This is a genomic window from Tropicimonas sp. S265A, from assembly GCF_049800835.1.
Classification (GTDB): domain Bacteria; phylum Pseudomonadota; class Alphaproteobacteria; order Rhodobacterales; family Rhodobacteraceae; genus Dinoroseobacter.
Genome location: NZ_JBNAFU010000007.1, coordinates 1 through 23,607, shown reverse-complemented (window position 1 = coordinate 23,607; position 23,607 = coordinate 1). Strand labels below are relative to the sequence as shown.

Annotated in this window: 27 protein-coding genes; 10 read left to right on the top strand and 17 right to left on the bottom strand. The window is 61.5% G+C overall.

The genetic code is table 11. The features are described 5' to 3' along the window. Positions 1–87 precede the first annotated feature (87 nt). Positions 88–972: a LysR family transcriptional regulator gene (locus tag ACP15N_RS15525; protein WP_425093241.1), complete on the bottom strand. Its 885-nt coding sequence runs from the start codon at positions 970–972 to the stop codon at positions 88–90. A gap of 79 nt (positions 973–1,051) precedes the next feature. On the opposite strand from ACP15N_RS15525, the gene ACP15N_RS15520 reads away from it, so the two are divergent. The 3 genes from ACP15N_RS15520 (at position 1,052) to ACP15N_RS15510 (ending at position 3,040) form a co-directional block, all read left to right on the top strand. Continuing rightward, positions 1,052–1,825, top strand: a complete 774-nt coding sequence (locus ACP15N_RS15520) for an SDR family NAD(P)-dependent oxidoreductase (protein ID WP_425093240.1) — start codon at positions 1,052–1,054, stop codon at positions 1,823–1,825. A 151-nt stretch (positions 1,826–1,976) separates the two neighbouring features. Further along, positions 1,977–2,375 (top strand): Zn-ribbon domain-containing OB-fold protein, encoded by a 399-nt coding sequence (locus ACP15N_RS15515; protein ID WP_425093239.1) that lies wholly within the window; start codon positions 1,977–1,979, stop codon positions 2,373–2,375. Between the two features lie 62 nt (positions 2,376–2,437). Then, on the top strand, positions 2,438–3,040 hold the full coding sequence (locus ACP15N_RS15510) for a DUF998 domain-containing protein (protein WP_425093238.1): 603 nt from the start codon (positions 2,438–2,440) through the stop codon (positions 3,038–3,040). Positions 3,041–3,166: 126 nt separating this feature from the next. On the opposite strand, the gene ACP15N_RS15505 is transcribed toward ACP15N_RS15510, so the two are convergent. After that, positions 3,167–3,574 (bottom strand): hypothetical protein, encoded by a 408-nt coding sequence (locus tag ACP15N_RS15505; RefSeq protein WP_425093237.1) that lies wholly within the window; start codon positions 3,572–3,574, stop codon positions 3,167–3,169. A 274-nt stretch (positions 3,575–3,848) separates the two neighbouring features. Here ACP15N_RS15505 and ACP15N_RS15500 point away from each other — a divergent pair, with 274 nt between their 5' ends. Then, positions 3,849–4,097: a hypothetical protein gene (locus tag ACP15N_RS15500; RefSeq protein WP_425093236.1), complete on the top strand. Its 249-nt coding sequence runs from the start codon at positions 3,849–3,851 to the stop codon at positions 4,095–4,097. Between the two features lie 139 nt (positions 4,098–4,236). Here the strand turns inward: ACP15N_RS15500 and ACP15N_RS15495 are convergent, their stop codons facing one another. The 9 genes from ACP15N_RS15495 to ACP15N_RS15455 all read right to left on the bottom strand — a co-directional run bounded on the left by ACP15N_RS15495 (position 4,237) and on the right by ACP15N_RS15455 (position 12,609). After that, positions 4,237–5,031 carry a creatininase family protein gene (locus tag ACP15N_RS15495; protein WP_425093235.1) on the bottom strand — a complete coding sequence of 265 codons (795 nt, stop codon included), beginning with the start codon at positions 5,029–5,031 and terminating at the stop codon, positions 4,237–4,239. Then, positions 5,024–5,905 (bottom strand): isopenicillin N synthase family dioxygenase, encoded by an 882-nt coding sequence (locus tag ACP15N_RS15490; RefSeq protein ID WP_425093234.1) that lies wholly within the window; start codon positions 5,903–5,905, stop codon positions 5,024–5,026. The genes ACP15N_RS15495 and ACP15N_RS15490 overlap by 8 nt, the downstream gene beginning before the upstream one ends. Next, positions 5,902–6,537, bottom strand: a complete 636-nt coding sequence (locus tag ACP15N_RS15485) for an NAD(P)H-dependent oxidoreductase (protein ID WP_425093233.1) — start codon at positions 6,535–6,537, stop codon at positions 5,902–5,904. The genes ACP15N_RS15490 and ACP15N_RS15485 overlap by 4 nt, the downstream gene beginning before the upstream one ends. Further along, on the bottom strand, positions 6,538–7,119 hold the full coding sequence (locus tag ACP15N_RS15480) for an NAD(P)H-dependent oxidoreductase (protein ID WP_425093232.1): 582 nt from the start codon (positions 7,117–7,119) through the stop codon (positions 6,538–6,540). A gap of 73 nt (positions 7,120–7,192) precedes the next feature. Beyond that, complete coding sequence (locus ACP15N_RS15475) at positions 7,193–8,599, bottom strand: FAD-binding oxidoreductase (RefSeq protein WP_425093231.1); 1,407 nt, start codon at positions 8,597–8,599, stop codon at positions 7,193–7,195. Next, positions 8,599–9,864 carry a cytosine deaminase gene (locus tag ACP15N_RS15470; RefSeq protein ID WP_425093230.1) on the bottom strand — a complete coding sequence of 422 codons (1,266 nt, stop codon included), beginning with the start codon at positions 9,862–9,864 and terminating at the stop codon, positions 8,599–8,601. The genes ACP15N_RS15475 and ACP15N_RS15470 overlap by 1 nt, the downstream gene beginning before the upstream one ends. Further along, positions 9,864–10,721 carry an ABC transporter permease gene (locus ACP15N_RS15465; RefSeq protein ID WP_425093229.1) on the bottom strand — a complete coding sequence of 286 codons (858 nt, stop codon included), beginning with the start codon at positions 10,719–10,721 and terminating at the stop codon, positions 9,864–9,866. Before ACP15N_RS15465 ends, ACP15N_RS15470 begins: the two co-directional genes overlap by 1 nt. Position 10,722: 1 nt before the next feature. Next, the gene (locus tag ACP15N_RS15460; RefSeq protein ID WP_425093228.1) at positions 10,723–11,517 is read right to left on the bottom strand and encodes an ABC transporter ATP-binding protein; all 795 of its coding nucleotides are present in this window, start codon (positions 11,515–11,517) and stop codon (positions 10,723–10,725) included. Between the two features lie 90 nt (positions 11,518–11,607). Beyond that, the gene (locus ACP15N_RS15455) at positions 11,608–12,609 is read right to left on the bottom strand and encodes an ABC transporter substrate-binding protein (RefSeq protein ID WP_425093227.1); all 1,002 of its coding nucleotides are present in this window, start codon (positions 12,607–12,609) and stop codon (positions 11,608–11,610) included. Positions 12,610–12,849: 240 nt separating this feature from the next. Between ACP15N_RS15455 and ACP15N_RS15450 the strand changes: the two genes are divergently transcribed. Beyond that, complete coding sequence (locus ACP15N_RS15450) at positions 12,850–13,239, top strand: RidA family protein (protein ID WP_425093226.1); 390 nt, start codon at positions 12,850–12,852, stop codon at positions 13,237–13,239. Between the two features lie 74 nt (positions 13,240–13,313). On the opposite strand, the gene clpX is transcribed toward ACP15N_RS15450, so the two are convergent. Together clpX and ACP15N_RS15440 are read right to left on the bottom strand one after the other, a co-directional pair. Then, on the bottom strand, positions 13,314–14,573 hold the full coding sequence (clpX, locus tag ACP15N_RS15445) for an ATP-dependent Clp protease ATP-binding subunit ClpX (RefSeq protein WP_425093225.1): 1,260 nt from the start codon (positions 14,571–14,573) through the stop codon (positions 13,314–13,316). 234 nt (positions 14,574–14,807) lie between these two features. After that, the gene (locus tag ACP15N_RS15440; protein WP_425093224.1) at positions 14,808–15,437 is read right to left on the bottom strand and encodes an ATP-dependent Clp protease proteolytic subunit; all 630 of its coding nucleotides are present in this window, start codon (positions 15,435–15,437) and stop codon (positions 14,808–14,810) included. 143 nt (positions 15,438–15,580) lie between these two features. On the opposite strand from ACP15N_RS15440, the gene ACP15N_RS15435 reads away from it, so the two are divergent. The 4 genes from ACP15N_RS15435 to ACP15N_RS15420 all read left to right on the top strand — a co-directional run bounded on the left by ACP15N_RS15435 (position 15,581) and on the right by ACP15N_RS15420 (position 18,424). Continuing rightward, complete coding sequence (locus ACP15N_RS15435) at positions 15,581–16,804, top strand: FAD-binding domain-containing protein (protein ID WP_425093223.1); 1,224 nt, start codon at positions 15,581–15,583, stop codon at positions 16,802–16,804. Between the two features lie 163 nt (positions 16,805–16,967). Continuing rightward, positions 16,968–17,342, top strand: a complete 375-nt coding sequence (locus ACP15N_RS15430; protein ID WP_425093222.1) for an NADH:ubiquinone oxidoreductase subunit NDUFA12 — start codon at positions 16,968–16,970, stop codon at positions 17,340–17,342. Between the two features lie 78 nt (positions 17,343–17,420). Next, on the top strand, positions 17,421–17,873 hold the full coding sequence (locus ACP15N_RS15425; protein ID WP_425093221.1) for an outer membrane lipid asymmetry maintenance protein MlaD: 453 nt from the start codon (positions 17,421–17,423) through the stop codon (positions 17,871–17,873). Further along, positions 17,870–18,424, top strand: coding sequence for a DUF2155 domain-containing protein (locus ACP15N_RS15420; RefSeq protein ID WP_425093220.1), 555 nt, complete (start codon positions 17,870–17,872; stop codon positions 18,422–18,424). Before ACP15N_RS15425 ends, ACP15N_RS15420 begins: the two co-directional genes overlap by 4 nt. On the opposite strand, the gene aat is transcribed toward ACP15N_RS15420, so the two are convergent. The 3 genes from aat to accB all read right to left on the bottom strand — a co-directional run bounded on the left by aat (position 18,330) and on the right by accB (position 20,948). Then, positions 18,330–18,983 (bottom strand): leucyl/phenylalanyl-tRNA--protein transferase, encoded by a 654-nt coding sequence (gene aat, locus ACP15N_RS15415; protein WP_425093219.1) that lies wholly within the window; start codon positions 18,981–18,983, stop codon positions 18,330–18,332. The two genes, ACP15N_RS15420 and aat, sit on opposite strands and share 95 nt — an antisense overlap. Positions 18,984–19,092: 109 nt before the next feature. Beyond that, the gene (gene accC / locus ACP15N_RS15410; protein WP_425093218.1) at positions 19,093–20,439 is read right to left on the bottom strand and encodes an acetyl-CoA carboxylase biotin carboxylase subunit; all 1,347 of its coding nucleotides are present in this window, start codon (positions 20,437–20,439) and stop codon (positions 19,093–19,095) included. Positions 20,440–20,453: 14 nt separating this feature from the next. Continuing rightward, positions 20,454–20,948, bottom strand: coding sequence for an acetyl-CoA carboxylase biotin carboxyl carrier protein (gene accB / locus ACP15N_RS15405; protein ID WP_425093217.1), 495 nt, complete (start codon positions 20,946–20,948; stop codon positions 20,454–20,456). A 226-nt stretch (positions 20,949–21,174) separates the two neighbouring features. On the opposite strand from accB, the gene ACP15N_RS15400 reads away from it, so the two are divergent. After that, entirely contained in the window at positions 21,175–21,624 is a 450-nt protein-coding gene (locus ACP15N_RS15400; protein ID WP_425093216.1) for a DsrE family protein, read from the top strand. Positions 21,625–21,696: 72 nt separating this feature from the next. Here ACP15N_RS15400 and acs read toward each other — a convergent pair. Continuing rightward, positions 21,697–23,607: acetate--CoA ligase (gene acs / locus ACP15N_RS15395; RefSeq protein WP_425093215.1), on the bottom strand; the 1,911-nt coding region annotated here is incomplete at its 5' end.

The window sequence follows — 23,607 nt, the reverse complement described above, 5'->3', positions numbered from 1 at the left end:
GTTCAATATCGTTATCCCGTTTTTCGATAGGTGATATCTATCAAAAATCCCCGTTCAGACCCCCTGTTTTTCCGATGGGAAACAGGGCTAAACCGTTGCGATCCGTCGCGCTTCGGCGAAAAGCGCAGACAGGACCGGCGTGGCGGGTTCCCGTTTCAGTGACAACAGCCCTACCCGGTGGGCCGCTTCGGGCTTCACCAGCGGCAGCACCGTCAAATCCTCCATGCCGTTCAGCAGCATGGCGGTTCGGTCCGACAGGATCGTTGCAACCCCGCCGCGCCGGATATGCGCCATCAAAACCAAGACCGTGTTCGCCTCCACGCTTGGGCGCACGTCCACACCCGCCTCGGCCATGTGCTGGTCCATGAACCGGCGGTTCTGCATCTCGGGGGTCAGCAGACACAGCGGCAGTTCCGCAAGGTCCGCCCAGGGGAGGGTCGACGCCCCGGGAGGGAGCATGTCGGTGCGCGCAACAACGCGGTATCCTTCGTCGTAGAGCGGCAGGCCGAACATCTTCGGCCCGGGCTCTGCATCCAGATAGGTGATGCCCGCATCAAGGCTGAGCGAGTCGAGCCCGTTGGCAATCTCTTCGGCGCTGCGCGACAGGATCGTGAACCGCGCATTCGGGTGGCGCTTGAGGAACGGATCGGTCAGTGCGGGAACATAGGCCAAAGCAGACGGGATCACGCCGATGCGCAGGTTGCCGGACAGGCCTGTCTTGGCCATGCGCATCTCGTCCCGCAGCGCGCGACTGTCCCCCACGATCCGGCGCGCCCATTCGAGCGTGCGCTGGCCTTCTGGTGTCAGGCCCTGAAACCGCGCCCCGCGCCAGACCAGCTGAACGCCCAGCTGGTCCTCCAACTGCTTGATGCCCGCCGAGAGCGTGGGCTGGGTTACGCCACAGCTTTCGGCGGCCCGTCCGAAATGCTGAGCCCGCGCGAGCGCGATGAACATCTCCAACTTGTCGATCATGACCCTAGGCGTTGCACGGGGCGGACGGATTTACAATCCGTCGGTGGGTTATACTGTGACGCCCGGCAGAGGAGGGGCCATGCAACCAATAGATACCGATTTTCTCGCAGCGACCTTTGGGCTAGGGGGCAAACGCGCGTTGATCACGGGGGCCTCCAGCGGGATCGGGGCGCATCTGGCTGGCAGTCTGGGGCGCGCAGGCGCCGAGGTGATCCTGACAGCGCGCCGTTCGGACAAGCTCGACGCGATACGAGCAAAACTTCATGCGCAGGGGTTGTCCGCGCATGTTCAGACGCTCGACGTGACGGACGCCGCATCTGTCGATGCCGCCGCGCAAGCCGTCGGGCCACTGGACATCCTGATCAACAATTCCGGTGTATCTTCCGAGGCGATGTTGGCCGACATGTCCGAGCGCGATTGGGACCGGGTGTTCGACACCAATCTCAAAGGCGCATGGCGTGTCAGTCGCGCCTTTGCCCCGGCGCTGATCGCATCCCGAGGCGTGATCCTCAACGTTGCGTCCATTCTTGGCATGGGCGTCCTCAAGACCGTGGGGGCCTATGCGGCGTCCAAGGCGGGTCTGATCCAGTTGACGCGGGCCATGGCGCTTGAACTCGCGCAGGACGGAGTGCGGGTCAATGCCCTGGCGCCGGGCTATATCGAAACGCCCATCAACGCCGCGTTCTTCGCGACACCGCAGGGCGCGAAGATGCTGCGCGGCGTTCCGCAAAGACGTCTGGGGCAACCCGCCGATCTGGACGCCGCTGTTCTTGCGCTTGTCGGCCCTGGCGGCCAATTCACCACCGGGGCGACCATCGTCGTCGACGGGGGCCATACGTTGAGCCTGAGTTGACGTTCGGTCGCCGCGACGTTTGTGCCCTTTCCCCTGCCGAAGCGCTTCGGCTAAGCTTTTTTCCGTGGGTGGCAGACGAAGCCCTGAACATGGGCTTTGACTTGGGGGCGGCCCTGACGAATGATATCCGCACTTCGGTGCAGGAGAGCTTATGAGCTTTGACGCCCGCCCAGACCCAGATCGCATCTTTGTGGACGCCCTCACTGAGGGCAAATTACTGATCCAGACCTGTCTGAAGTGCGGTGAACACTGCGCTCCACCGACGGAGGCGTGTCCGACATGTGGCAGCGTTTCCTACAGTTGGCATCCCTCCAGAGGGCGCGGATGTCTGGAACGCACGATCATGCTGGGGGAACCGGACGCTTTCGGCGATGACCCGTATGTCACCCGCGCAATCGGGGCGGTCCGTCTTTCGGAGGGGCCGACGGTCAGCGTTCGTGTGCTGGGTGATGTTCCGGCCAAGGGCGCACACGTCCTTGTCACGGTGCTGTCGGGTAGTCTTGTCGCGCGCGCGATCATTCCTGCGGAACACGAGGATCGCCGCGTTTAAACCGACATTAACGTTGATCGGCCAAAGTCCCGCAACCATTGAGGAAATGACCGGGGGCTTGAGTGGCCTATTTCGACGACCTTCGCGCACCCCTGTGGGGTCGTCTGCACTTGACGGCGCGCGGTCTGCTTGCTTTCGGTGGCGCGGTTTTTGCAGTTCTGACCTGTACGGCGATGGTCTTGTCCATGGTTGAGGCGATGCCTTTGCGGCTCAGTCTGCTGGGCAGACAAAATTATGCGCATGCCTGGGTCTTCAACGCGGGTCTGGCAACATGGGGCGGTTCGGTCTTTGCAGTCGCAGTTTTCATGCGCGAGATGCGTCTGACCTGCCGTCTCGGCGCCCTGTTGTTGGGAGCAGGACTGATCGCGCTGGCTCAATGGTCCGCGGCACCGCTTGACACCGAAGGCACCGGAAGCGTTTTGGAGTACCGGTTGCATATGCTCTATTGCATCATGACCCTGGTCGGATTTGCCTTAGCTTGCGCGGGAAGGGGGCTGGCGGTGGGCCGACGGCCTGATATTTTCAGCCTTGCCGCGCTTTATGCCATCCTCTGCGCCATGGGCGTCTTTGTTTTCCTGCCCGAGTTCTATGGCATTGCCGAGCTTGTGTTGGCGGCGCTCTGTCTGATCTGGACGTACGCAAGACTTCCCGGGCCGCGCGCATAGCTATTCACCCCATGCGCCCTTGGCGTTGGGGTTTGATTCGGGACGTGTTCCGAAGCGCAGATCCATAGAGCGACCATGCCACGCAGCGGGCCCTTTGGTCAGAAGGTCATGACCTCCGGGTCACGGTCACTCAGTCAAAACACCGGGAAGAACCCGTGGCACCAACGCCTTGTCCGGCTCTGCGGTCATGAGGGCTGTTGCCAGAGCTTCGGCGCTCAACCGGGGCAGCGTTGGTTCCTGATATGTCGGTGCGTTCTTTTGTATGACGTCTTCCATTGCGCGCAGAGAACTGTCGGTATCGTCCGTGCGACCGGTGGTCTTGCCCTGATCGACATCCGAGGCCGCGGCCGGCGCTTTCGTCGGGCGCAGGGTCTCCGCGTCGCGCAACCCGGTGCGGCTGGCTGCATCAGCGCCTTGCACGGCGGTTTGCGGCTTCGCCTCGGCTTCGGCACGTCGGTTTTGCGAACTGTCTGTCTGGGACAGGGGACTTGCTGCGGGACCCATGTCAAAAGCGGTGCGATACCCTTGTATCATCGCGCACTCCTTGCGTCGTAGAACGCCACCCACCGCCCCCGACATATCAACAAAGAATTAAGCCGGGCTTAAGGATTTATGTTCAATTGTCACTCGGAACGGCACGTGCGCAGCAACGGTGGCTACGGTTTGGCCGATGCAGGGGCGCAACGCGTGGCATCTCGATGATCCCCGAATTCTCGAAATGGATTGTGAAGTAACTGTTTGAATGCCTTTCTGCGCCTCAAGCCACAGACCACAAGGATCGCGTCGTCCTGCGACGCCAGTTGCCACGATGAAAAAATGCCTGTTACTCACCCCGTTGATACTTGCTGCCTGTGAACCACAGCTGACCGATGACGTCGGTGTGCCCCTTCTGGACGATATCTCTCCTGCGGCGCTGGCAGCGTTGCCCGACGGTGTTCCACCATCACTCCTGATCCGAGACGGGAATGGCTGTTACGGTATCGCGATCGAAAAGACAGAGCCGCAAACCGGCGCAGCCCTGTTGGATGCCAACCGTCAACCGATCTGCGACGGGTGAGCCCGTTGGCAGAGCGCGCACGTCCGCACTGCGCGAAATAGGCTTTCCTTCAAGCACATGATCTGGTAACCAACCCGTGAAATGGGTCTTTCCGTTTCATATGTGCATGACTCGCGCCCCGGCTATCCGGGGCGTTTTTTTATGCAGGGTACGTCGCGGTCAGGCCCGTGAGCGGCTGGTCCCGTACAATCCGCAACAAGTCTATCATCCCGCTGACCTGATGCGTACAGGTGGCGCGCCCCTTCTCGGCGGTGGCGCGCGCCGCATCTCCCACGGTTCCGGCGGGATTGAGGTCTGACGAGACCCATCCGTAGCTGACCGCACCCGTGGGCGCGAGGGCCGCACCCTCTGCGCTTGAGCGGAAATCCTGCGCCTTCGACATGTCCACAAGGGCAGGGCGAAAGGCCAGCATCAGTGAGGTTTCGATATCTCCCCCGTGAATGCCAAACGCGCGTTCACGATCTGTATAGACGCCCTCAGGCGTGCCGAAACTCATCCACTGGGTCTTGACCGCCAACATCCCGGCGCGCACCCGCAACTCCCGGCTAAGGACCGACACAAGGTCAAGGTTGCCACCGTGCGAATTGATCAGAATGATCTTCCGCAGACCCGCCCTTGCGACAGAAAGGCCAATCTCGCGCCAGGCCTGAAGGGCGGTCTCCGCTGGAAGGGTCAGCGTGCCGGGGGCATGGACATGCTCGTTCGATTTCCCGACGGACTGGATCGGCAGGATACGGATGTCCAGATCCTCGGGCAGATCGGCGCGCAACCTGTCCAGCATCCCCTCCATGATCATCGTGTCGGTCCCGGTGGGCAGGTGAGGGCCATGTTGCTCGATCGCAGCTGTCGGCAACACCGCGATCACCTTTTCCGGGTCGAGGTTTTCGAATTCCGTGGTTCTGAAATCGGCCCAGTCGAGGCGTCGGTCAGGCATAGGTCTCCTCCAACCGGCTGCGCAGATAGGCGGCCCCCGTTGTTTCAGGATATTTCGCAGGACCGGTGCCGGGCAGGGCCTTGATCACCGCATCCGGGTTCGGGTCGAGGAAAAAGGCAATTGACATGCGCGCGGCAGGCGGTGGCAGAACCCGGTGCGGTGTCGACACGTAGACATCGTTCGACCAGCGCATCAGGCAATCGCCGATATTCACGATATACGCACCGTCCACATGCGGGACGTCGATCCAAGCACCATCGCGGGGCCGCACCTGGAGGCCCGGCACCCCATCGGTCAACAGAAACGTCAATGCGCCGTAATCGGTATGTGCGCCCGCGCCGACTTTCTGATCCGGGACCGCCGCAGGGTAGGACAGCAAGCGCAGTGTGGCGATGGGGGCGTCCAGACTGGCGTCAAAGTAGTCGCTGGGAAGGTTCAGGTCTTCGGCCACGGCCCCCATGACATCGACGCCCAACCGGTGAACCGCGCTGAAGTAAGCCCGCAACGTATCCGCAAAGTCCGGCAGGTCAGGCCATTTGTTGACCCCGCGAAACGGCTCGCGCGCCAGCACGCGCGGGTCATCCGCGGCAAGATCGAGGCCCATGTTGAACGCCTCTTTGCGGTCCGGTGCGTCCTTCGGATCAAGCTGCTCCGTGCCTTCGGCAGCCCATCCTCGGTTATCGGCGTCGATCGCGAGGGTGGATTTGTCTTTCGCCGGCAGGTCGAAAAACCGCGCGCCCTGTGCAAACACATCCGCAATCAGCGCCCCCGCAATCCCGTGGCCGGTCAGCAGGAAGAACCCCGGACCCCGTGCCGCGCGCCCGATCTGTTCGGCGCGGTCCGGCGCGGTCCAATCGATGATGGGCAGGCTCATTCCGCAGGCTCAGCCGCGAACTGGGTGCGCGGTTGGCGCCCGATCATCCTGTCCATCTGTCGCGCCACCCGGTTGAGATGACGGCGGCGGGTCTCGGGTGTGGAACTGTCCATAAGGTAGTGCGCGGCGAAAAACGTCTTGCAGCCCTTGGCACAGATCAGCCGTACCCCGCGGGTCAGGGTGCGTTTGCCCGGTGCACCGATCAGAGTGGTCAGCCAGTGGCTTGCCCCGCACGTGGTGAATACGCCGAGGCGCTGAATGTTGGTCAGGCCGGGCCGAATATCCGAGTTCTCTGCATCGGGCATCAGGAACGCAACATCCGGCAGCAGCACGCGGTCGAGCCAGCCCTTGAGCAGCGCAGGCAACCCGTACCACCACGTCGGATAGACGAAGATCAACGTGTCTGCCCATCTCAAATCATCCACGTCGCGGGCGACGGGCGCCATGTTATCAGGGCAATCCAGATAGATGTCCAACTCGCAGGCGGCGAGCACGGGCTCGAACCCCCGCGCGTACAAATCCGTCAGGCGCACTTCTGCGCCGGCCGCTTCGAGCTTGGACAGAACCAGATCCCGGATGGCCGCGTTGAAGCTGCCCTCCTTGGGATGACAATAAACTACCAAGGCGCGCATTCAGAATGCCTCCATCTCGCGCTCCACCCGTTCCAGAAATGCTGTTCGACGGGCCTCGCTCGCCCGGTTCATATCGTACAGCGCAAGGTATCTCATTTTCATCGGGCGGCAGACATGCCAGACCGCCCGCTTCACGCAGTGCCGCGGTGGGTCACCCGCGAGTAGCGCACGCCGACGTGTCCCGCCATAGGTGGTCACTGCTGCCAGCCTCTTGATATGCGTCAGGTTCGGCAAGACCTTCCCGTCCTCCAGTCGAAAGGACACGCCGGGCAGAAACACGCGGTCAAGAAACCCTTTCAGGATCGCAGGATAGCCGAAATTCCATACAGGGAACACCATCACGAGCGCATCCGCGGCGCGCACCCGTGCGACATATTCCGCCACGGGTCCCTCGTTCGGACCGACCTCGTGATATCCGCGCCGCTCCGCTTCGGACAGGACCGGATCGAAGCCTTCGGCATAAAGGTCGCAATCGTCCACGTCCCAGTCGCGCGCCCGCAATTTCGAAACAACCGTTCCATGCAGGGCTTGAGAGAAACTCTCCGCGCAGGGGTGGGCTGCCAGCACCAGCGCCCGGGTCATCGCACACCCCCATGTTCAGGTCTGGAAAAACCCCGCCGGGAGGACGCAGAGCATCCGCGGGGCCGGGTCCCCGTCATTCCGCCGCCCGCATTTTCGGATAGCTGTACATCTCCGCATAGTCCCAGTCTGGCGTGTCCCAGGCAATCATCTTCCCGGGGTTGAGAAGGCCCTTCGGGTCGGCCTCCTGCTTGAATTTCAGTTGCCGGTCATCGACTGTCTGCCGCCCGCCTTCCTCCAGGGTATAGCGGTGCGGGTTGAAGATCATCGCCCCCGCTTCCTCGTGCAGGCCGATGATCTCGTCCAGGCGTTCCTCCGTCGTGAATTTCACCAGGCTCAAGCCAGCGAACATGACCTTTCCGTTCTCGCGCAGCACTTCGAGGTGTTGAAGCACTTCGGGGGAAAGCTCCGTTCGCATCTTCTCGACCAGTGCAAGGTGGTCCGGGAACCCATAGCGCACCTGCAGATACGTGATCGACGGATCGACCTTCAGGGCGCGCAGCGTCGTGTGGTTCCAGCCGTACTCGAAAACCGGCCCGGGTTCACGCGCCCACGCGTGATCGTCTGAGCGGTAGATCAACCGAGCTTCCGGCCGCCGACCCAGGAAGGTCAGAAACCCATCCATCGAATGCGGCGCCACCATCAGTCCCACGAGCGTGTCCTTGTCGCTGACGTATGGTCTCACGCGTTGGAAGTAGTCATGCGGCGCAGGGGCCTCGTAGACGGAGGCGAGCTTGATCAGGATCCCGTCCTCGTTTGCCAGACCTTCGGCAAAACGCGCGGCGTCCATGAAATCCTCGCAGGCCACGAATATCTCCACCCAGTCATAGGCGGGGGCAAGCGGGACTTCGATCTCCGTAATGATGCCGTTGGTCCCGTATGCATGGGACACGCGGGCAAGTTCCTCGCCCCGGAACTCCAGCACACGCGGTTCTTCCTCCATTGTCACGACGCGTAGGCGGATGATGTTGCCCAGATCGCGCAAGGAGCCCCATGTGCAGGATCCGACACCGCCCGACCCGCCGGCGATGAAGCCGCCAATTGTTGCGGTCGCCCATGTGCTGCTGAACATGCGGATTTCCTGACCGCTGTCGGCTTTGCACGCCGCATCCAAGTCTTTCAGAAGGATGCCAGGTTCACAGATCACCCGCCCGGGGTGGATTTCCTTCACCGCCGTCATGTGGCGCAGGTGCATGACACACCCGCCGCGCATCGGCATGGCCTGCCCGTAATTGCCCGTGCCCGCGCCGCGCGTGGTGACCGGGACGTCATGCGCGTAGCAGGTCCTGAGCACCTCGATCACCTCTGCCTCCGACCGCGGGCTGACCACGAAATCCGCAATCAGGTGGTCCATGCGCGCCTTGAGCACCGGGGAGTACCAGAAGAAATCGCGGCTCTTGGATTTGATCGCCGCGTCGTTCTGTTCGATATCCAGATGGGACAGGGCTTCTTTCGCGGCTGCTACGTTGTCAGGCATGCTCATCAGGTCGTCTCCATCAAATCGTCAAGCTCGGCATAGTCGGGCAATGTACGGTCGATCGGCTCGCCGCCGCGCAGCACGATCCGGTCGGCTTGGGGCCGCGCGTAGAACTCGGTCCAACTGCGGGCGCGCGTGATCACCAGGTCCGCTGGTGCCCCGCGGTGTATGTCGCCCGATGCAAAGCCACACAGGCGCGCCGGGGTCTGTGTGAAGGCCTGTGGCCAGTCGGGCTTGCCGTGGTCCAGATGCCCGATCCTCGTCGCCTCCCGCATCACTTCGATCATGTCCATGTCCCCATAGGCATAAAACGGATCGCGTGTGTTGTCCGATGAAAACGCGACGGGAATGTCCCGTGCAACCATCTCATGCACCAGGGTAATCCCGCGCCCCCTCGGCGTGCGCCCGGCATGCCTGTCCTGGAGGTAAAGGTTGCACAATGGCAGCGACACGACGCCGATCCCCGCCTCGGCCACCAGATCGAGCGTGTCCAATGCGCGGGTTTCGTCCTGGGTGGAAAGGGAACAACAATGTCCGACGACAATCTGGCCCTCGAATCCGACCTCCATGGCGACCCGCGCAATGGCGCGCAAGGTTTCCGAGGACGGGTCCATCGTCTCGTCAACGTGGAAATCCGCATCGAGACCGCGGTCCGATGCCATGGCAAAAAAGCCCCTGAGCCTGTCATCAAGATCCTCGACCGGGTACGTCACCATGCCCAGAACGCCGCTATGCGCGGCCACCAGGTCTGCAGTGTGCGCAAATGCGCCATCGGTCGAAAAGGCGTCGCACCCGATCAGGCATACTGCCTGCAACTCGACCCGACCCGCCCAGGCATCGCGCAGATCGGAAAACACGGGCCAGCTGATATCATCCTGCGGCGGCAGGCTGTCGAGATGGGTCCGAATGCGGGCGGTGCCATGGGCGTAGGCACAGCGCAGCGAGAATTCCATCCTCCGCCGCACATCTTCTGCGCGCCAGTTCGCCGCGCGGTCCGCGGCAACCGTTGTCAGCGCGCCCATGAACGTGCCGTCCGGGTTGGGACTGCGCGCCCAGATGTGCCCCTTGTCCAGGTGCGTATGCATGTCGGTAAAGCAGGGCAGGGCTATCGCGCCTTCCATATCCACCGCGATCGGTTGCGGGCCCGCGATCCTGCCTTCCTCGATCGAGATCTCGGTCGTGACCAAATCCCCATCCTGTCCCAGAAGGCAGGCGGGGACCTGAACGTTTGTCATCGTGAAGTCGCCGCTCGGCAACGCGCGGTAGTCCATCAATTCTCCCGGGTGAGCGCACTTTCGTGCCATTTCCTGAGCAGCAGATGACTCACGATCGACAGCGCCGCAAAGAGAAACACACCCATCGCCGCAATCATGCTGAGGGCTGCAAACATGCGCGCGATATTCAGCCGATATCCCGCTTCCTGAATGCGCATGGCAAGGCCCGCACCGACGCCGCCCGTGCCGGCGACCAGTTCGGCGACAACCGCGCCGATCAGGCTGAGCCCGCCCGCGATCTTCAACCCACCAAGGAAGTAGGGCAGCGCAGAGGGCAGTTGTAGCATGGTAAGCCGTTGCCAGCGCGTGGCGCCGTAGATCCGAAACAGGTCCCGTAGGTTGTGATCAACCGAGTTCAGGCCGAGCGTCGTAGAGCTGAGCACGGGAAAGAACGCAACGATCCACGCGCACAAGAGCATGCCTGCGGTTTTGCTTTCGACATAAATGAAGATCAGCGGCGCGATGGACACCACCGGTGTCACCTGCAGGATCACCGCGTAGGGGTAAAAGCTCATCTCCAGCATCTTGGACTGGTTGAACAGGATCGCGAGCCCTGCGCCACCAATCACCGCGAAAATCAGCGCGAGGATGGTGGTTTTGGCCGTAAGTTGCGCCGCATCGAACAGGATCGCCCAGTCCGTGATCAACGTGTTCCAGACCCGGCCCGGGTCCGGCAGGATATAATGGGGAATCTCGTTCCACGCGACGATGCGGTCCCACAACCAGATCGCGAAGATCATCATCACGATTGGCAGCGCGTACTTTCCGATCTTCTCCAGCCGTTTGGCGCGCGTGCGCGCGACCTCATCTGCATCGGCGGCTGGGGCAAGCTGCGTGGGGTCGGTTACGGCCATCTCAAACCTCCATCGCTTCGTGCAGGGCATCGGATGCGGCCCGGCAATGCGCGGCGTATTCGGCAGAGGTGCGGAACACCTCGTCGCGCGGATAGGGGGCGTCGACCTGCACTTCGCGCAGGACACGTCCCGGGCGCGCTGCCATCACGACGATACGATCTGACAAAAACACGGATTCGAAAACCGAATGGGTCACAAAGATCACCGTGCAATTGATCTTGGACTTCAGCGCCAGCAGGTCATTGTTGAGTTTGAAGCGCGTGATCTCGTCCAGCGCGGCGAAGGGCTCGTCCATCAGGATCAGCCGCGGGCGTGTCACCATGGCGCGCGCGATCGACACCCGCATTTTCATGCCGCCCGACAACTCTCGTGGATAAGCGTTCTGGAATTTCTCGAGCCCGACCAGTTTGAGCACCTCGAGGATGTCATCCCTGACGCTGTTGTAGGATTTGCCCCGCAGCCGAAAGGGAAGGTAGACGTTTTTTGAGACCGTTGCCCAAGGCATCAACGTGGGTTCCTGAAATACCACCCCAAGGTCATCCTTTGTGTGACCACCCGCCCACTCCACCGTGCCGCGGGTGGGGTGCAGTAGATCGGCAATGATCCGCAGGGCTGTTGACTTGCCGCAGCCTGACGGTCCCAAAAGGGACATGAAATCCCCCTGCCGCACATCAAGGTTCAGGTCTTTCAGCGCCACCACTTCGCCGCCGAAAACCTTGTCCACACCGCTCAGCCGGAGCAATTCGGGGCGGTCCGCGAATACCGGTGTTTCAGCGACAGCGTTGGGTGCGTTCATCAGAGGATCTGTCAGGGACATGGAAAGAGGATGCGGTCTCTGCGGCCGAAAGAAAAGGCCGGGCTGGCGCGTACCAGCCCGGCCCGTGTGTCAGCCCTCGGGTTTCAGATCCATACCGAGGCCAGCGTTCACAAACTGCGTGTCGTAGCTTGCGGCAATATCCAGGCCATCCTCGATCACGCCCGCAGCGACCATCTTTGCGTAGAAATCGGCGACCACGTCAGGGTTGATGGCCCCGATGCCCATCTCAAGTGCGTCGCCACTGTCGACGATGCCCCATTCCTTCATCTTGCCGATGGCGTATTCGATCTTGTCGGCTGTCATGTCGGGATTGGCGGCCAGGATAAGCTCATTGGCGCCAGCATTGTCACCGTACAGGTAGTTGTACCACCCCTTGATCGACCCTTCGACGAAGCATTTCACCTCTTCGGGCTTTTCGTCGATCGTGGCCTGCATCGTCTCGATGGTGGTCGCATACGACGTGAAGCCGTTATCTGCGATCAGGAAGACGTTGGGCGTGAACCCTCCTTCCTTTTCAACGAGATAGGGTTCCGAGCTCAGATAACCCTGCATGCCCAACTGATCGTCCGCAAGGAATGGGGCCGGGTTGAACGTGTAGGGCTGACGTTGTTCCACCGTGAAGCCATGTTCGGCGATCATCCACTGGTAGTACGACGTGAAGCCATTGTCCCCGATCAACAGTGTCAGGTTCTTCAGCTCGTCCCAGCTGTCAGCGACGCCGGGATGGGCGAGGATGACTTGCGGATGCTTCTGGAAGGTGGCCCCAACCATGACCACGGGGATACCCTCTTTGACGGCGTTGAAGGCCTGCAGCATGTCGCCGCCCATATGGTAATCAATCCGGCCCGCGAGCATGAGCGCGCGATTGTTGACCTGCGGTCCGCCAGAGACGATCTCGACATCCAGCCCGCACGCAGCATAGGTACCATCTGCAACGGATTGGTAGAAGCCGCCATGTTCGGCCTGGGCCAGCCAATTCGTGCCGAAGACGACCTTGCTTAACTCCGCATGGGCGGCTCCTGTGCAGACGACGGCGGCAGCCGATGCGAGAAGGGATAGACGCAATGCCATGATGCTCTCCTGTCAGTGAAATCGTTTTTTGTTGCGTCGAAGCTAGGTCGTTGTGCCGTGGGCCGGGATGCCAAGCGCGCAAGCTCAGGAATACTTTGTTGTGAACTTTCCGGTTCGCCAACAAAATAATCTGTGTGGTCAAAATTTGAGCGAAAAGAAAACAGCTAACACGAACCCGTCTGGTCTGTGAGACGGTGATTTGGCAACCTGTTACGGCGAGTCGAAGGCAAAGGAAACGCAGTGAAGTCCCTTATCCCCTCCAGTATCCGCCCGCCCTTCGCGAACTATGCGCACGGTGTCGAAGTCCCCGCGGGGGCGCGTTGGGTCGTGTGCTCGGGGCAATTGGGGGTCGGCGCGGACGACATGGCGCCAGAGACCGCTGAAGCGCAGGCTGCGCTGTGTTTTGCCAATCTTGACGCGGTACTGGCAGAGGCGGGCATGGGGCGGTCGGATGTCGTGCGCATCAATGCGTACGTGACGGACAGATCGCACATGACTGGCTACATGGCTGCGCGGGATGCGTGGCTTGCGGGTGCAGCGCATTTGCCGGCATCAACCTTGATGATCGTATCAGGGTTCACGCGACCGGAATTTCTTGTGGAAATCGAGGCGCTTGCCGCTCAGGCTTAAGGCAGAACTCAAAGTGCAGCGGCGCGAAATAGCGCGCCGCTTAGCGGTTGTGATGTCGTGCAGGCTGCGAAGGTCTACCCGACCGTTGCCGGTTCGTCCTTGCGCTCGGCATAGATCAGCAACGGTTTCGCATCGCCGGAGACGACCTCTTCGTTGACGACAACCTCGTCGACATTGTCGAGGCTCGGCAGGTCGAACATCGTGTCCAGCAGGATGTCTTCGAGGATGGAGCGCAGGCCCCGCGCGCCGGTCTTGCGCTCGATTGCGCGGGAGGCCACGGCCTTCATCGCGTCGTCAGTGAAGGACAACTGCGCATCCTCCAGTTCGAACAGACGCTGGTACTGTTTGACCAACGCGTTCTTGGGTTGGGTCAGAATGGTGACCAGCGCCTCTTCGTCCAGATCGGTGAGGGTTGCGATAACCGGCAACCGCCCGACGAATTCCGGGATCAGACCGAACTTCAGCAGATCTTCGGGTTCCAGTTCGCCGAACATCTCGCCCACGCCGCGGTCGTCATTGTCCCGCACGTCCGCGCCGAAGCCCATGGCGGACCCTTTTCCGCGTTGTGCGATGATCTTCTCAAGCCCGGCAAAAGCGCCGCCGCAGATGAACAGGATGTTCGTCGTGTCCACTTGCAGGAATTCCTGCTGTGGATGCTTTCGGCCCCCTTGCGGCGGCACGGACGCGACCGTGCCTTCCATGATCTTGAGCAGAGCTTGCTGAACGCCTTCGCCGGAGACATCACGGGTGATCGACGGGTTGTCGGACTTGCGCGTGATTTTGTCGACCTCGTCGATGTAGACGATCCCGCGCTGCGCGCGCTCGACATTATATTCGGACGCTTGCAGGAGCTTTAGGATAATGTTTTCAACGTCTTCGCCGACATACCCGGCCTCGGTCAGGGTCGTCGCGTCCGCCATGGTGAACGGAACGTCAAGGATCCGGGCCAATGTCTGGGCCAGCAGTGTCTTGCCGCAACCGGTGGGGCCGATGAGCAGGATGTTCGACTTTGCCAGTTCGATATCTGACTTACCGGCATGGTTGAGGCGCTTGTAGTGGTTGTGCACGGCAACAGACAGCACACGCTTGGCATGGGCTTGACCGATCACGTAGTCATCCAGCACCTGGCAAATTTCGCGTGGGGAGGGGACGCCTTCGGAGGATTTCAGCCCGGCTGACTTTGTCTCTTCGCGGATGATATCCATGCAAAGTTCGACGCATTCGTCACAGATGAACACCGTCGGACCGGCGATCAGTTTGCGGACCTCATGCTGGCTTTTTCCGCAGAACGAGCAGTAAAGGGTGTTCTTGCTGTCGCCGGAGTTGTTCGCCATCGGATACCTCGTCGGTTGCTCACCCCGCACGACCATGGCTGGATCGCGACAGGACTTGGGGCCGGGCAGGGCTGCGCTTTCACATTATGCTATGGCAGCCGATTTCGGGGCACAATGCCAAAATGCCGGTTGATATGTCGCGTTTTGGTTAACGCGGGGCGCGGTTTACGGGCAAAGCGCGCGGCTTACGTGCAGGGCTGGCCGGAACACGGGACGTGCTCCGGCCGATGGTCGTCACTTTGCGCTTTCGTCGTCGGTTGCGCGGCTTTCCACGATCTCGTCGATCAGGCCCCAGTCTTTGGCCTGCTCGGCATCCATGAAGTTGTCCCGTTCCAGAGCATCGACGACCTTCTTCATGGTCTGTCCGGTATGCTTGACGTAGATGGAGTTCAGCCGGTCCTTCAGCTTCTGGGTTTCCTGCGCGTGGATCATGATATCCGTTGCCTGTCCCTGATACCCGCCGGAGGGTTGGTGCACCATGATCCGGCTGTTGGGAAGTGAGTAGCGCATGCCTTTCTCGCCCGCCGTCAGCAGCAGCGACCCCATGGACGCCGCTTGCCCGACGCACAGCGTGGACACCTTGGGTTTGATGTACTGCATGGTGTCGTAGATCGACAGGCCGGAGGTCACCACGCCGCCCGGGCTGTTGATATACATCGAAATTTCCTTGCTCGGGTTTTCTGCCTCAAGGTGCAGAAGCTGCGCAACGATCAGCTGGCTCATGCCGTCGTGTACGGGACCGTTCACGAAAATGATCCGTTCCTTCAACAGCCGGGAGAAAATATCGTAAGCGCGCTCGCCGCGGCTGGTCTGTTCGACCACCATCGGAACAAGGTTCATATAGGTGTCGACTGGGTCTTGCATGTGCTTCTGCCTCGATAGGTGGGATGACTTCACGTCGAAATGTCCCCTGAATCTTAGGTCTGCGTTCAGGGAGCTACAAGGGGCAACGCAACATCTTGCGGCGGAGGCTTGACCCATCGGACGCGGCGCTAGTTTCCGGGGCTATGACGTACCCACTTAGAATTGATCCCACCCGATCCGAAGGCCTGCGCCGGTTACAGGCGTTCGTCCCCGCAGCGGGTGCCGACTATACCCGTCTGCGCAACTACGACTATGCCGACAAGGGTCATCCCCATGTCTCTACTCTGTCACCGTATATTCGGCACCGGTTGCTGACCGAGGAGGAGGTGCTGCGAGCAGTGCTGGGTCGGCATTCACCCGGTACGGCGTCGAAGTTCGTTCAGGAGGTGTTCTGGCGCACGTATTGGAAAGGCTGGCTGGAGATGCGCCCTTCGGTCTGGACGACTTACAAGGCCGACCTGAATGCAGCGCTCGACCGTGTGCACACCGAGGCCGGCTTGCGCAGCGCGTGGGAAGATGCGTGCCGTGGCGAGACAGATATTGATGCCTTCAACGCCTGGGCGCACGAACTGGTCGAGACAGGGTACATGCACAATCACGCGCGCATGTGGTTCGCCTCGATCTGGATATTCACCTTGCGGTTGCCGTGGGAGCTCGGGGCGGACTTCTTTCTGCGTCACCTGCTGGACGGCGATGCGGCCTCAAATACCCTGAGTTGGCGATGGGTGGCGGGTTTGCAAACCCACGGCAAGAATTACGTCGCGCGGGCCTCCAACATATCCAAGTTTACCGACGGGCGCCATCGCCCCCTGCACCAGCTGACCCCAAACCCGGAGCCTCTGACCGGGCCTCCGCATCCGCCGCGCATGGACCCGCCGCGCCAATCCCATTGGGACAGATCCCTGCCGCTCGGACTGCTGATCAGCGAAGATGACCTGTCGCCGGGGTATCTTTTTGCTGCGGGGGTGGAGCCGCAAGCGGCGGCTTTTCTGGGTGCGACGGCCAACCGTTCCCCCTTGCATGTCTCGCAGACCGTAACCGCGTTCGTCGACGGTGCGATTGCCGATACTGCGGATCGCTATGCCGACCGCCTGGGCGGCGACCTGCCTGTACTGCGCACCGCTCAGGGCGTGGTCGACTGGGCAAATGCTCAAGCCCTCTCCCAGATCGTGATGCCCTACACACCCACCGGACCGGCGGCCGACGTGATCGCAGAGGTCCGTCAGGCCGCGCCTGAGCTGGCAATCATTCCGGTTCTGCGAGAATGGGACTTGCAGGCCTGGCCGCATGCCACCGCCGGGTTCTTCAAGTTCAAGGACAAGATCCCGCAGTTGTTGGGCGCCGTAAAGGGTCTGAAGGCCGCCTGATCTCTCGTTCAAGGCTGCGAATACTCTCGGGAGAGGCCTCGCAAGGGCCGTGAGGGCAGATAGCCCCGACACCCGTCGCCCACGAGCCGCCCCGCGTCCGCATGTCGCTGGACGGCAGGGGCGCAATCCGTCATATCATCTGCAACCGGACCGGAGGTTCAAAATGAAGTTTCTCTTGCAGCTGATCACCTGGTGGAATGCCGAAACCCTCGGCATGCGGCTTTGGACCAACCGCAACGGCGAAAAGGTCGGCGAGGATGACGCGGGCAACGTTTTCTATCAATCCAGGGACGGAAAGCGCCGTTGGGTGATTTATAACGGCGAGGTCGAAGCCAGCCGGGTGTCACCGGAATGGCACGGCTGGTTGCATCACACCTGGAAAGAGACACCCGAGGAAAATCCCGTGCCCCGCAAGGCATGGGAAAAACCGCACGAAGAAAACCTGACCGGCACGCCCTTGGCCTATGCCCCGGCCGGTTCGCTGCGGCGCGCAAAACCTGTTGAGCGCTCCGACTATGAGGCATGGCAACCCGAATGATCCTGCCTTAGATTACGGGCAAAGGCGGTCTCTCACGCCGAAGTTCGAAATCTCGCAGACCATCTGGCAGGGGGCCACATGTCTCAAAATACCACCGAAGTCGTAACCGGCGCGGCCGTGCTGGCCATTGCGGTCGGGTTCCTCGTGTTTGTTGCAAACTCCACGGGAATGTCCCGCAGCGGCAGCGGCTACGACCTCGTTGCGTCCTTCCGAAGTGCCGACGGTATCGGGATTGGCACAGACGTCCGGCTTGCCGGGGTCAAGGTCGGTACCGTCACCGGGCTGAGCCTTAATCCCGAAACCTATCGGGCCGATACGACCATAACCGTGGCGGGCACGGTTGAAGTGCCCGATGACAGCGCGATCGCCATCTCTTCCGAAGGGCTTCTGGGGGGCAACTTCGTCGAAATCCTGCCGGGCGGATCGCCATTCGCAATGGAAACCGGGGGGGAGTTTCTGGACACGCAGGGCTCTGTCAGCCTGATCTCGCTGCTGATGAGTTTCGTGGCGGCGTCCGGCAGCGACGAATGATCCGGGCCCTTGGTCTGACCCTTGCGCTGGCGGTGCCCGCGGTCGCGCAGCAGGACGGGATCGTCGTGTCTCCGCTGGAAAAGTTGGAGCAGCGCGCCAGTCCCGGAGGGGCCGATGACGGGTTCGGCGGGGAACTGCGCCTGCGCGATGAAGAGTTCCAGACATTCGAGCAGGGCGTTACCACCGAGAAATCGGACGCGGGCACTGTGCGTGTGCTTGACAAGACCACGGGCCGGGTATCGGAGATGAGGATCGCGGTCGGCGACAAGGCCGTCGCGGGTCGGCTGGAGATCGCATTGCACGAGTGCCGTTACCCGGTCGAAAATCCGGCCGCCGATGCGTTTGCCCGGCTAAGCATCGTCGACCCGCGTGTTTCGACCGCTTTGTTCCAAGGTTGGATGCTTGCGTCTTCCCCGGCGCTGATGGCGCTTGATCATCCGCGGTACGATGTATGGGTTACGGGGTGCGGCCTTGCGGAGCAAGAAACGCGGCAGGCGTCTCCGGCAGTGGCTGCCGGTCTAGAGTCGCCTCGACCGAAAGCGCGTCCTTGAGCCGGCTGCGATAATCATCGCGGGAAATCTCGAGCGCCCCCATGCTGTGCAGATGTGGCGTCACGAATTGGGTGTCGAACAGTGCAAACCCGCAGGTCCGCAAATGCGCTGCAAGGCACACCAAAGCGATCTTTGAGGCATCGGGACTGCGGGAAAACATGCTCTCGCCAAAAAAGGCTCCGGCGATTGCAACTCCGTAAACCCCCCCGACCAAATGGGTTTCTTCCCACAACTCGATCGAGTGGGCGTAGCCCATTTGGTGCAGATCGATATAGGTGTCGTAGATGCCAGCATTGATCCACGTCTCGTCACGATCCGCGCAACCGTCCACGACCGCAGCGAACGACGTGTCGAGGCTCAGCCGGTAACTGCAGGTGCGCATGGTCTTGCGCAAGGATCGCGAAACATGCACGCCGTCCAGCGGAAGGATGCCGCGGCGCTTCGGGTCCACCCAGAAAACCTCGGGGTCGGTGCGGCTTTCGGCCATTGGGAAAATGCCCGACATGTAGCCACGCAACAAAAGCTCTGGCGTCAGCGGAGGGGAGCTTGGCGGGAACATATCATGCGGCATGTCCGCATCAGCCTAGCCACGGCTCAGGCCAAGGTCTATACCGTATACGTCAAAGATCAGACGCGGCCTGGCGCAAACCCGTTTGACATCCGTCTGCCTAGAACTCGGCCGTTTCCAGCCACTTCTCTAGCCAGTGAATGTTGTAGTCGCCGGTTTGCACCGCGTCTTCTTCCAACAGGGCATGGAACAGGGGCAGGGTCGTATCTACGCCGTCCACAATCAATTCATCCAGAGCGCGTTTCAGGCGTGACAAAGCGGCCGGACGATCCTGGGCAACGACAATCAGCTTGCCGATCAGACTGTCGTAATAGGGCGGGATGGAGTACCCGGTATAAAGCGCGCTGTCGATACGCACACCAAGGCCGCCGGGCTGGTGAAACGTGGTGATCTTTCCGGGGCAGGGGGTGAAGTTCGGCAGCTTTTCGGCGTTGATCCGCACCTCGATCGCATGGCCGCGCAACGTCAACTTGTCCTGGCTCAATTTCATCGGATAGCCCGCCGCGACGCGTATCTGCTCTTTCACCAGGTCAACGCCGAACACGGCCTCTGTCACGGGGTGTTCGACCTGCAATCGGGTATTCATCTCGATGAAATAGAACTCGCCGTTTTCATAAAGGAATTCGATGGTACCCGCACCGGCATAGTTGATCGAAGCCACGGCGTCCGCACAGACCTTGCCGATCCTGGCGCGGGTTTCTGCGTCGATCACTGGGCCGGGCGCTTCTTCGAGGACTTTCTGGTGGCGACGTTGCAGTGAACAGTCCCGCTCGCCCAGATGTACCGCGCGGCCCTTGCCGTCGCCGAAGACCTGAATTTCTATATGCCGAGGCGTCCCGAGATACTTTTCGATGTAGACTTCGTCGTTGCCGAATGCCGCCTTGCCTTCAGCGCGCGCGGTAGAAAACGCCTCGTCCAGATCCGAAGCCGTCTTGGCAAGTTTCATGCCGCGCCCTCCGCCTCCGGCGGTCGCTTTGATGATTACGGGGTAGCCGATTTCTTCGCCGACCTTCCGTGCGGTTTCCAAATCAGGGACGCCGCCGTCTGACCCTGGCACGCAGGGCACGCCAAGGGATTTCATCGTTTCCTTCGCGGTGATCTTGTCGCCCATGATCCGGATGTGTTCCGCGGTGGGCCCGATGAACTTCAGGTCGTGATCCTCGACGATCTGGACGAAGTTCGCGTTTTCCGAAAGGAACCCATAGCCGGGATGGATCGCCTCCGCCCCGGTGATCTCGCACGCAGAAATGATCGCGGGCATCGACAAGTAGCTTTGGGGACCAGGGGCAGGGCCGATACACACGGCTTCGTCGGCCATGCGCACGTGCATTGCGTCACTGTCAGCGGTCGAATGGACCGCCACCGAAGAAATGCCGAGTTCACGGCAGGCGCGGATGACCCGGAGCGCGATTTCGCCCCGGTTCGCGATCAGAATCTTGGAGAACATGGTCAATCCCGCGCTTATTCGATGATCATCAGCGGCGCGCCGTATTCCACCGGGGCACCGTCATCGATGAAGATCCGGCTGACCTTGCCCGCGCGCGGAGCGGGGATCTGGTTCATCGTCTTCATGGCTTCGATGATCAGCACGGTCTGACCCTCTGCCACGGTATCACCGACGCTTACAAATGCCGCGGCACCGGGTTCCGGCTGCAGATAGGCCGTACCCACCATCGGAGAGGTCAGGGCGTTCGGGTCCTGTGCGGGATCGCTCGCGGGTGCAGCGGTGGCGGCCGGGGCCGTGGCAAGCTCGACAGGTGCGCTTGGCGCGGCAAAAGGGGCCGGTGCTGCCGTCTGAACCGGCGCAGCCACCGTCTGGCGCGACACGCGTACGTTCAGGCTGTCGTCTTCGCCGTAGTCCCGTTTGACCTGCAATTCGGTCAGATCGTTTGCCCGCAGTAGTTCTGCGAGCGCCTTGATGAACGCCACATCATCGTCGTGGGACTTGTTGCTCATTCCGCCCTCGGTCAATTGCCTGTCCTTATGTAAGCCGGTCGTGAAACCTGCGCCGTTGGTGTCATATACGTGACGCGCGCTGCGGATGAAAGGGAAAGCGCTGCATTTGAGACCATCTGATCATTGCGCGAGTGCGACGCAATCCTCACGCAGCTGTGACCCCTCGGGGCGGCTTTCGGTGGCACAGTGCAGCCCTTGTACGGACAGTTCCCTGGAGGAGAAGAACATGTCGAAACTGATCTCTGTCGTCGCGGCGCTCGCACTGTGCGCTGTGACCACCATGGCTGCGGCCCAAGACCGCTACACCAAGCAGAAGGTGGTCTATCACATCAATTACAACGGCGGCGAAGACGATCGCGCCTATATCGGCGCGATGCGCAATATTCAGAACCACATAAACGCGGTCGGCGCAGAGAACATGGACATCAAGGTCGTCCTGCATGGCAATGGTCTCGGGCTGCTGGCCAGCGCGATGGACAATGACAAGGTCCAACAGCGGGTGATGAACCTGCGGGGGCAGAACGCGCAGTTTCACGTCTGCAACAACACGCTTGTGGGCCGGGAGATCTCTTATGAAGACGACCTTTTCGAGGTGTTCGAAGATGACATCGTCCCCTCCGGTGTAGCTGAACTGAGCCATCTGCAGATGCAGGGGTACACCTACATCAAGCCATAAGCGGGGCCCGGTTCCACGCATGCAAAAAAGGCGCCGAGCGGCGCCTTTTTCCTTGTCAGATGGGCAAACCCCTCAGTCCTTTTTGTTCATTCTGTTGTTGATGAGGTCGTCGACGACGGATGGGTCTGCGAGGGTTGATGTGTCTCCGAGGGCGCCGAAGTCGTCTTCGGCGATCTTGCGCAGGATGCGGCGCATGATCTTGCCGGAGCGGGTTTTCGGCAGGCCGGGGGCCCATTGGATGAGGTCCGGGGCGGCGATGGGACCGATCTCGGTGCGGACCCAGGTGCGCAGCTCCTTGCGGAGCTCCTCCGAGGGTTCCTCGCCGTTCATCAGGGTCACGTAGCAGTAGATGCCCTGGCCCTTGATGTCATGCGGGTAGCCGACCACGGCGGCTTCGGCCACCTTGGCATGCGCCACCAACGCGGATTCCACTTCGGCGGTGCCCATCCGGTGGCCCGAGACGTTGATCACGTCATCGACCCGGCCGGTGATCCAGTAATAGCCATCCGCGTCGCGGCGGCAGCCATCGCCCGAGAAGTAATACCCCTTGTAGTCAGAGAAGTAGGTCTTCACGAAGCGCTCGTGATCGCCGTAGACCGTGCGCATCTGGCCCGGCCAGCTGTCCTTGAGGCAGAGCACGCCCTCGGCCGTCGTCTCGTGGATCTCCTCGCCCGAATGGGGGTCCAGGACCACCGGCTGGACGCCGAAGAACGGGGTCGTGGCCGAGCCGGGCTTGAGCGCCGTGGCGCCCGGCAGCGGGGTCAGCAGGTGGCCGCCGGTCTCGGTCTGCCACCAGGTGTCGACGATCGGGCATTTGCCCTTGCCGACGAGGTCATTGTACCAGTTCCAGGCCTCGGGGTTGATCGGCTCGCCGACCGTGCCCAGCACCCTGAGCGTGCTCAGGTCGCACTTCTCGACGAACTCCGGCCCTTTGGCCATCAGCGCGCGGATCGCGGTGGGGGCGGTGTAGAACTGGGTGACCTTGTGCTTGTCGCACACTTCCCAGAACCGGCTGGCATCGGGGTAGGTCGGCACGCCCTCGAACATCACCGTGGTGCCGCCATTGGCCAGCGGCCCGTAGACGATGTAGCTGTGGCCCGTGACCCAGCCCACATCCGCCGTGCACCAGTAGATGTCGCCCTCATGCACGTCGAAGACGTATTTCTGGGTCATCGCCGCATAGAGCAGGTACCCGCCCGAGGAATGCACGACGCCCTTGGGCTGGCCGGTGGAGCCGGAGGTGTAAAGGATGAACAATGGGTGTTCGGCCTCGACCTCGACCGGGCGCTGGACCTCGTCCGCCTCCAGCATCAGCTCGTTATAGTCGAAATCGCGCCCGTCGACCCAGGTGGTCTGCCCGCCGGTGCGCTTGACCACCAGCATCTTGACGTCGTCCTTGGTGTGCAGCAGGGCGGCATCCGCGTTGGACTTGAGCGGGGTCTGACGGCCGCCGCGCGGGGCGTAGTCGGCGGTGATCACCAGCTTGGCATCCGCGCCATTGATGCGCGCGGCCAGCGCGTCCGGCGAGAAGCCCGCGAACACGATCGAGTGGATCGCGCCGATGCGCGCGCAGGCCAGCATCGCATAGGCCGCCTCGGGGATCATCGGGAGATACAGGATCACCCGGTCGCCCTTGCGCACGCCGAGGTCTTCCAGAACGTTGGCCATCTTGCAGACCGAGCGGTGCAGCGCGGTGTAGGTGATGTGCTGCGCGGGCTCTTCGGGATCGTCGGGCTCGAAGATGATCGCGGTCTGGTCGCCGCGGGTCGCCAGGTGCCGGTCAATGCAGTTGGCCGCCACATTCAGCGTGCCATCCTCGAACCAGCGCACATGCACGTCGTCATGCGCAAAGGACGTGTCCTTCACCTTCGTATAGGGCTTGATCCAGTCCAGAGAGCGCCCATGCTCGCCCCAGAACCCCTCCGGATCCGAAACCGAAGCCGCATACATCTCAGCATAACGATCCGCATCAATATGCGCGGT

Bases quoted from the DNA above. Each gene is read 5' to 3' on its own strand.
- ACP15N_RS15485 (WP_425093233.1), bottom strand. From the start codon at position 6,537: ATGCGCGCCTTGGTAGTTTATTGTCATCCCAAGGAGGGCAGCTTCAAC.
- ACP15N_RS15425 (WP_425093221.1), top strand. From the start codon at position 17,421: ATGTCTCAAAATACCACCGAAGTCGTAACCGGCGCGGCCGTGCTGGCC.
- ACP15N_RS15420 (WP_425093220.1), top strand. From the start codon at position 17,870: ATGATCCGGGCCCTTGGTCTGACCCTTGCGCTGGCGGTGCCCGCGGTC.
- ACP15N_RS15400 (WP_425093216.1), top strand. From the start codon at position 21,175: ATGTCGAAACTGATCTCTGTCGTCGCGGCGCTCGCACTGTGCGCTGTG.
- ACP15N_RS15430 (WP_425093222.1), top strand. From the start codon at position 16,968: ATGAAGTTTCTCTTGCAGCTGATCACCTGGTGGAATGCCGAAACCCTC.
- ACP15N_RS15500 (WP_425093236.1), top strand. From the start codon at position 3,849: ATGAAAAAATGCCTGTTACTCACCCCGTTGATACTTGCTGCCTGTGAA.
- ACP15N_RS15455 (WP_425093227.1), bottom strand. From the start codon at position 12,609: ATGGCATTGCGTCTATCCCTTCTCGCATCGGCTGCCGCCGTCGTCTGC.
- aat (WP_425093219.1), bottom strand. From the start codon at position 18,983: ATGTTCCCGCCAAGCTCCCCTCCGCTGACGCCAGAGCTTTTGTTGCGT.
- ACP15N_RS15520 (WP_425093240.1), top strand. From the start codon at position 1,052: ATGCAACCAATAGATACCGATTTTCTCGCAGCGACCTTTGGGCTAGGG.
- ACP15N_RS15495 (WP_425093235.1), bottom strand. From the start codon at position 5,031: ATGCCTGACCGACGCCTCGACTGGGCCGATTTCAGAACCACGGAATTC.
- ACP15N_RS15505 (WP_425093237.1), bottom strand. From the start codon at position 3,574: ATGATACAAGGGTATCGCACCGCTTTTGACATGGGTCCCGCAGCAAGT.
- ACP15N_RS15515 (WP_425093239.1), top strand. From the start codon at position 1,977: ATGAGCTTTGACGCCCGCCCAGACCCAGATCGCATCTTTGTGGACGCC.
- ACP15N_RS15465 (WP_425093229.1), bottom strand. From the start codon at position 10,721: ATGGCCGTAACCGACCCCACGCAGCTTGCCCCAGCCGCCGATGCAGAT.
- ACP15N_RS15525 (WP_425093241.1), bottom strand. From the start codon at position 972: ATGATCGACAAGTTGGAGATGTTCATCGCGCTCGCGCGGGCTCAGCAT.
- ACP15N_RS15480 (WP_425093232.1), bottom strand. From the start codon at position 7,119: ATGACCCGGGCGCTGGTGCTGGCAGCCCACCCCTGCGCGGAGAGTTTC.
- ACP15N_RS15435 (WP_425093223.1), top strand. From the start codon at position 15,581: ATGACGTACCCACTTAGAATTGATCCCACCCGATCCGAAGGCCTGCGC.
- ACP15N_RS15490 (WP_425093234.1), bottom strand. From the start codon at position 5,905: ATGAGCCTGCCCATCATCGATTGGACCGCGCCGGACCGCGCCGAACAG.
- ACP15N_RS15440 (WP_425093224.1), bottom strand. From the start codon at position 15,437: ATGCAAGACCCAGTCGACACCTATATGAACCTTGTTCCGATGGTGGTC.
- ACP15N_RS15475 (WP_425093231.1), bottom strand. From the start codon at position 8,599: ATGAGCATGCCTGACAACGTAGCAGCCGCGAAAGAAGCCCTGTCCCAT.
- ACP15N_RS15470 (WP_425093230.1), bottom strand. From the start codon at position 9,864: ATGGACTACCGCGCGTTGCCGAGCGGCGACTTCACGATGACAAACGTT.
- clpX (WP_425093225.1), bottom strand. From the start codon at position 14,573: ATGGCGAACAACTCCGGCGACAGCAAGAACACCCTTTACTGCTCGTTC.
- accB (WP_425093217.1), bottom strand. From the start codon at position 20,948: ATGAGCAACAAGTCCCACGACGATGATGTGGCGTTCATCAAGGCGCTC.
- ACP15N_RS15460 (WP_425093228.1), bottom strand. From the start codon at position 11,517: ATGAACGCACCCAACGCTGTCGCTGAAACACCGGTATTCGCGGACCGC.
- accC (WP_425093218.1), bottom strand. From the start codon at position 20,439: ATGTTCTCCAAGATTCTGATCGCGAACCGGGGCGAAATCGCGCTCCGG.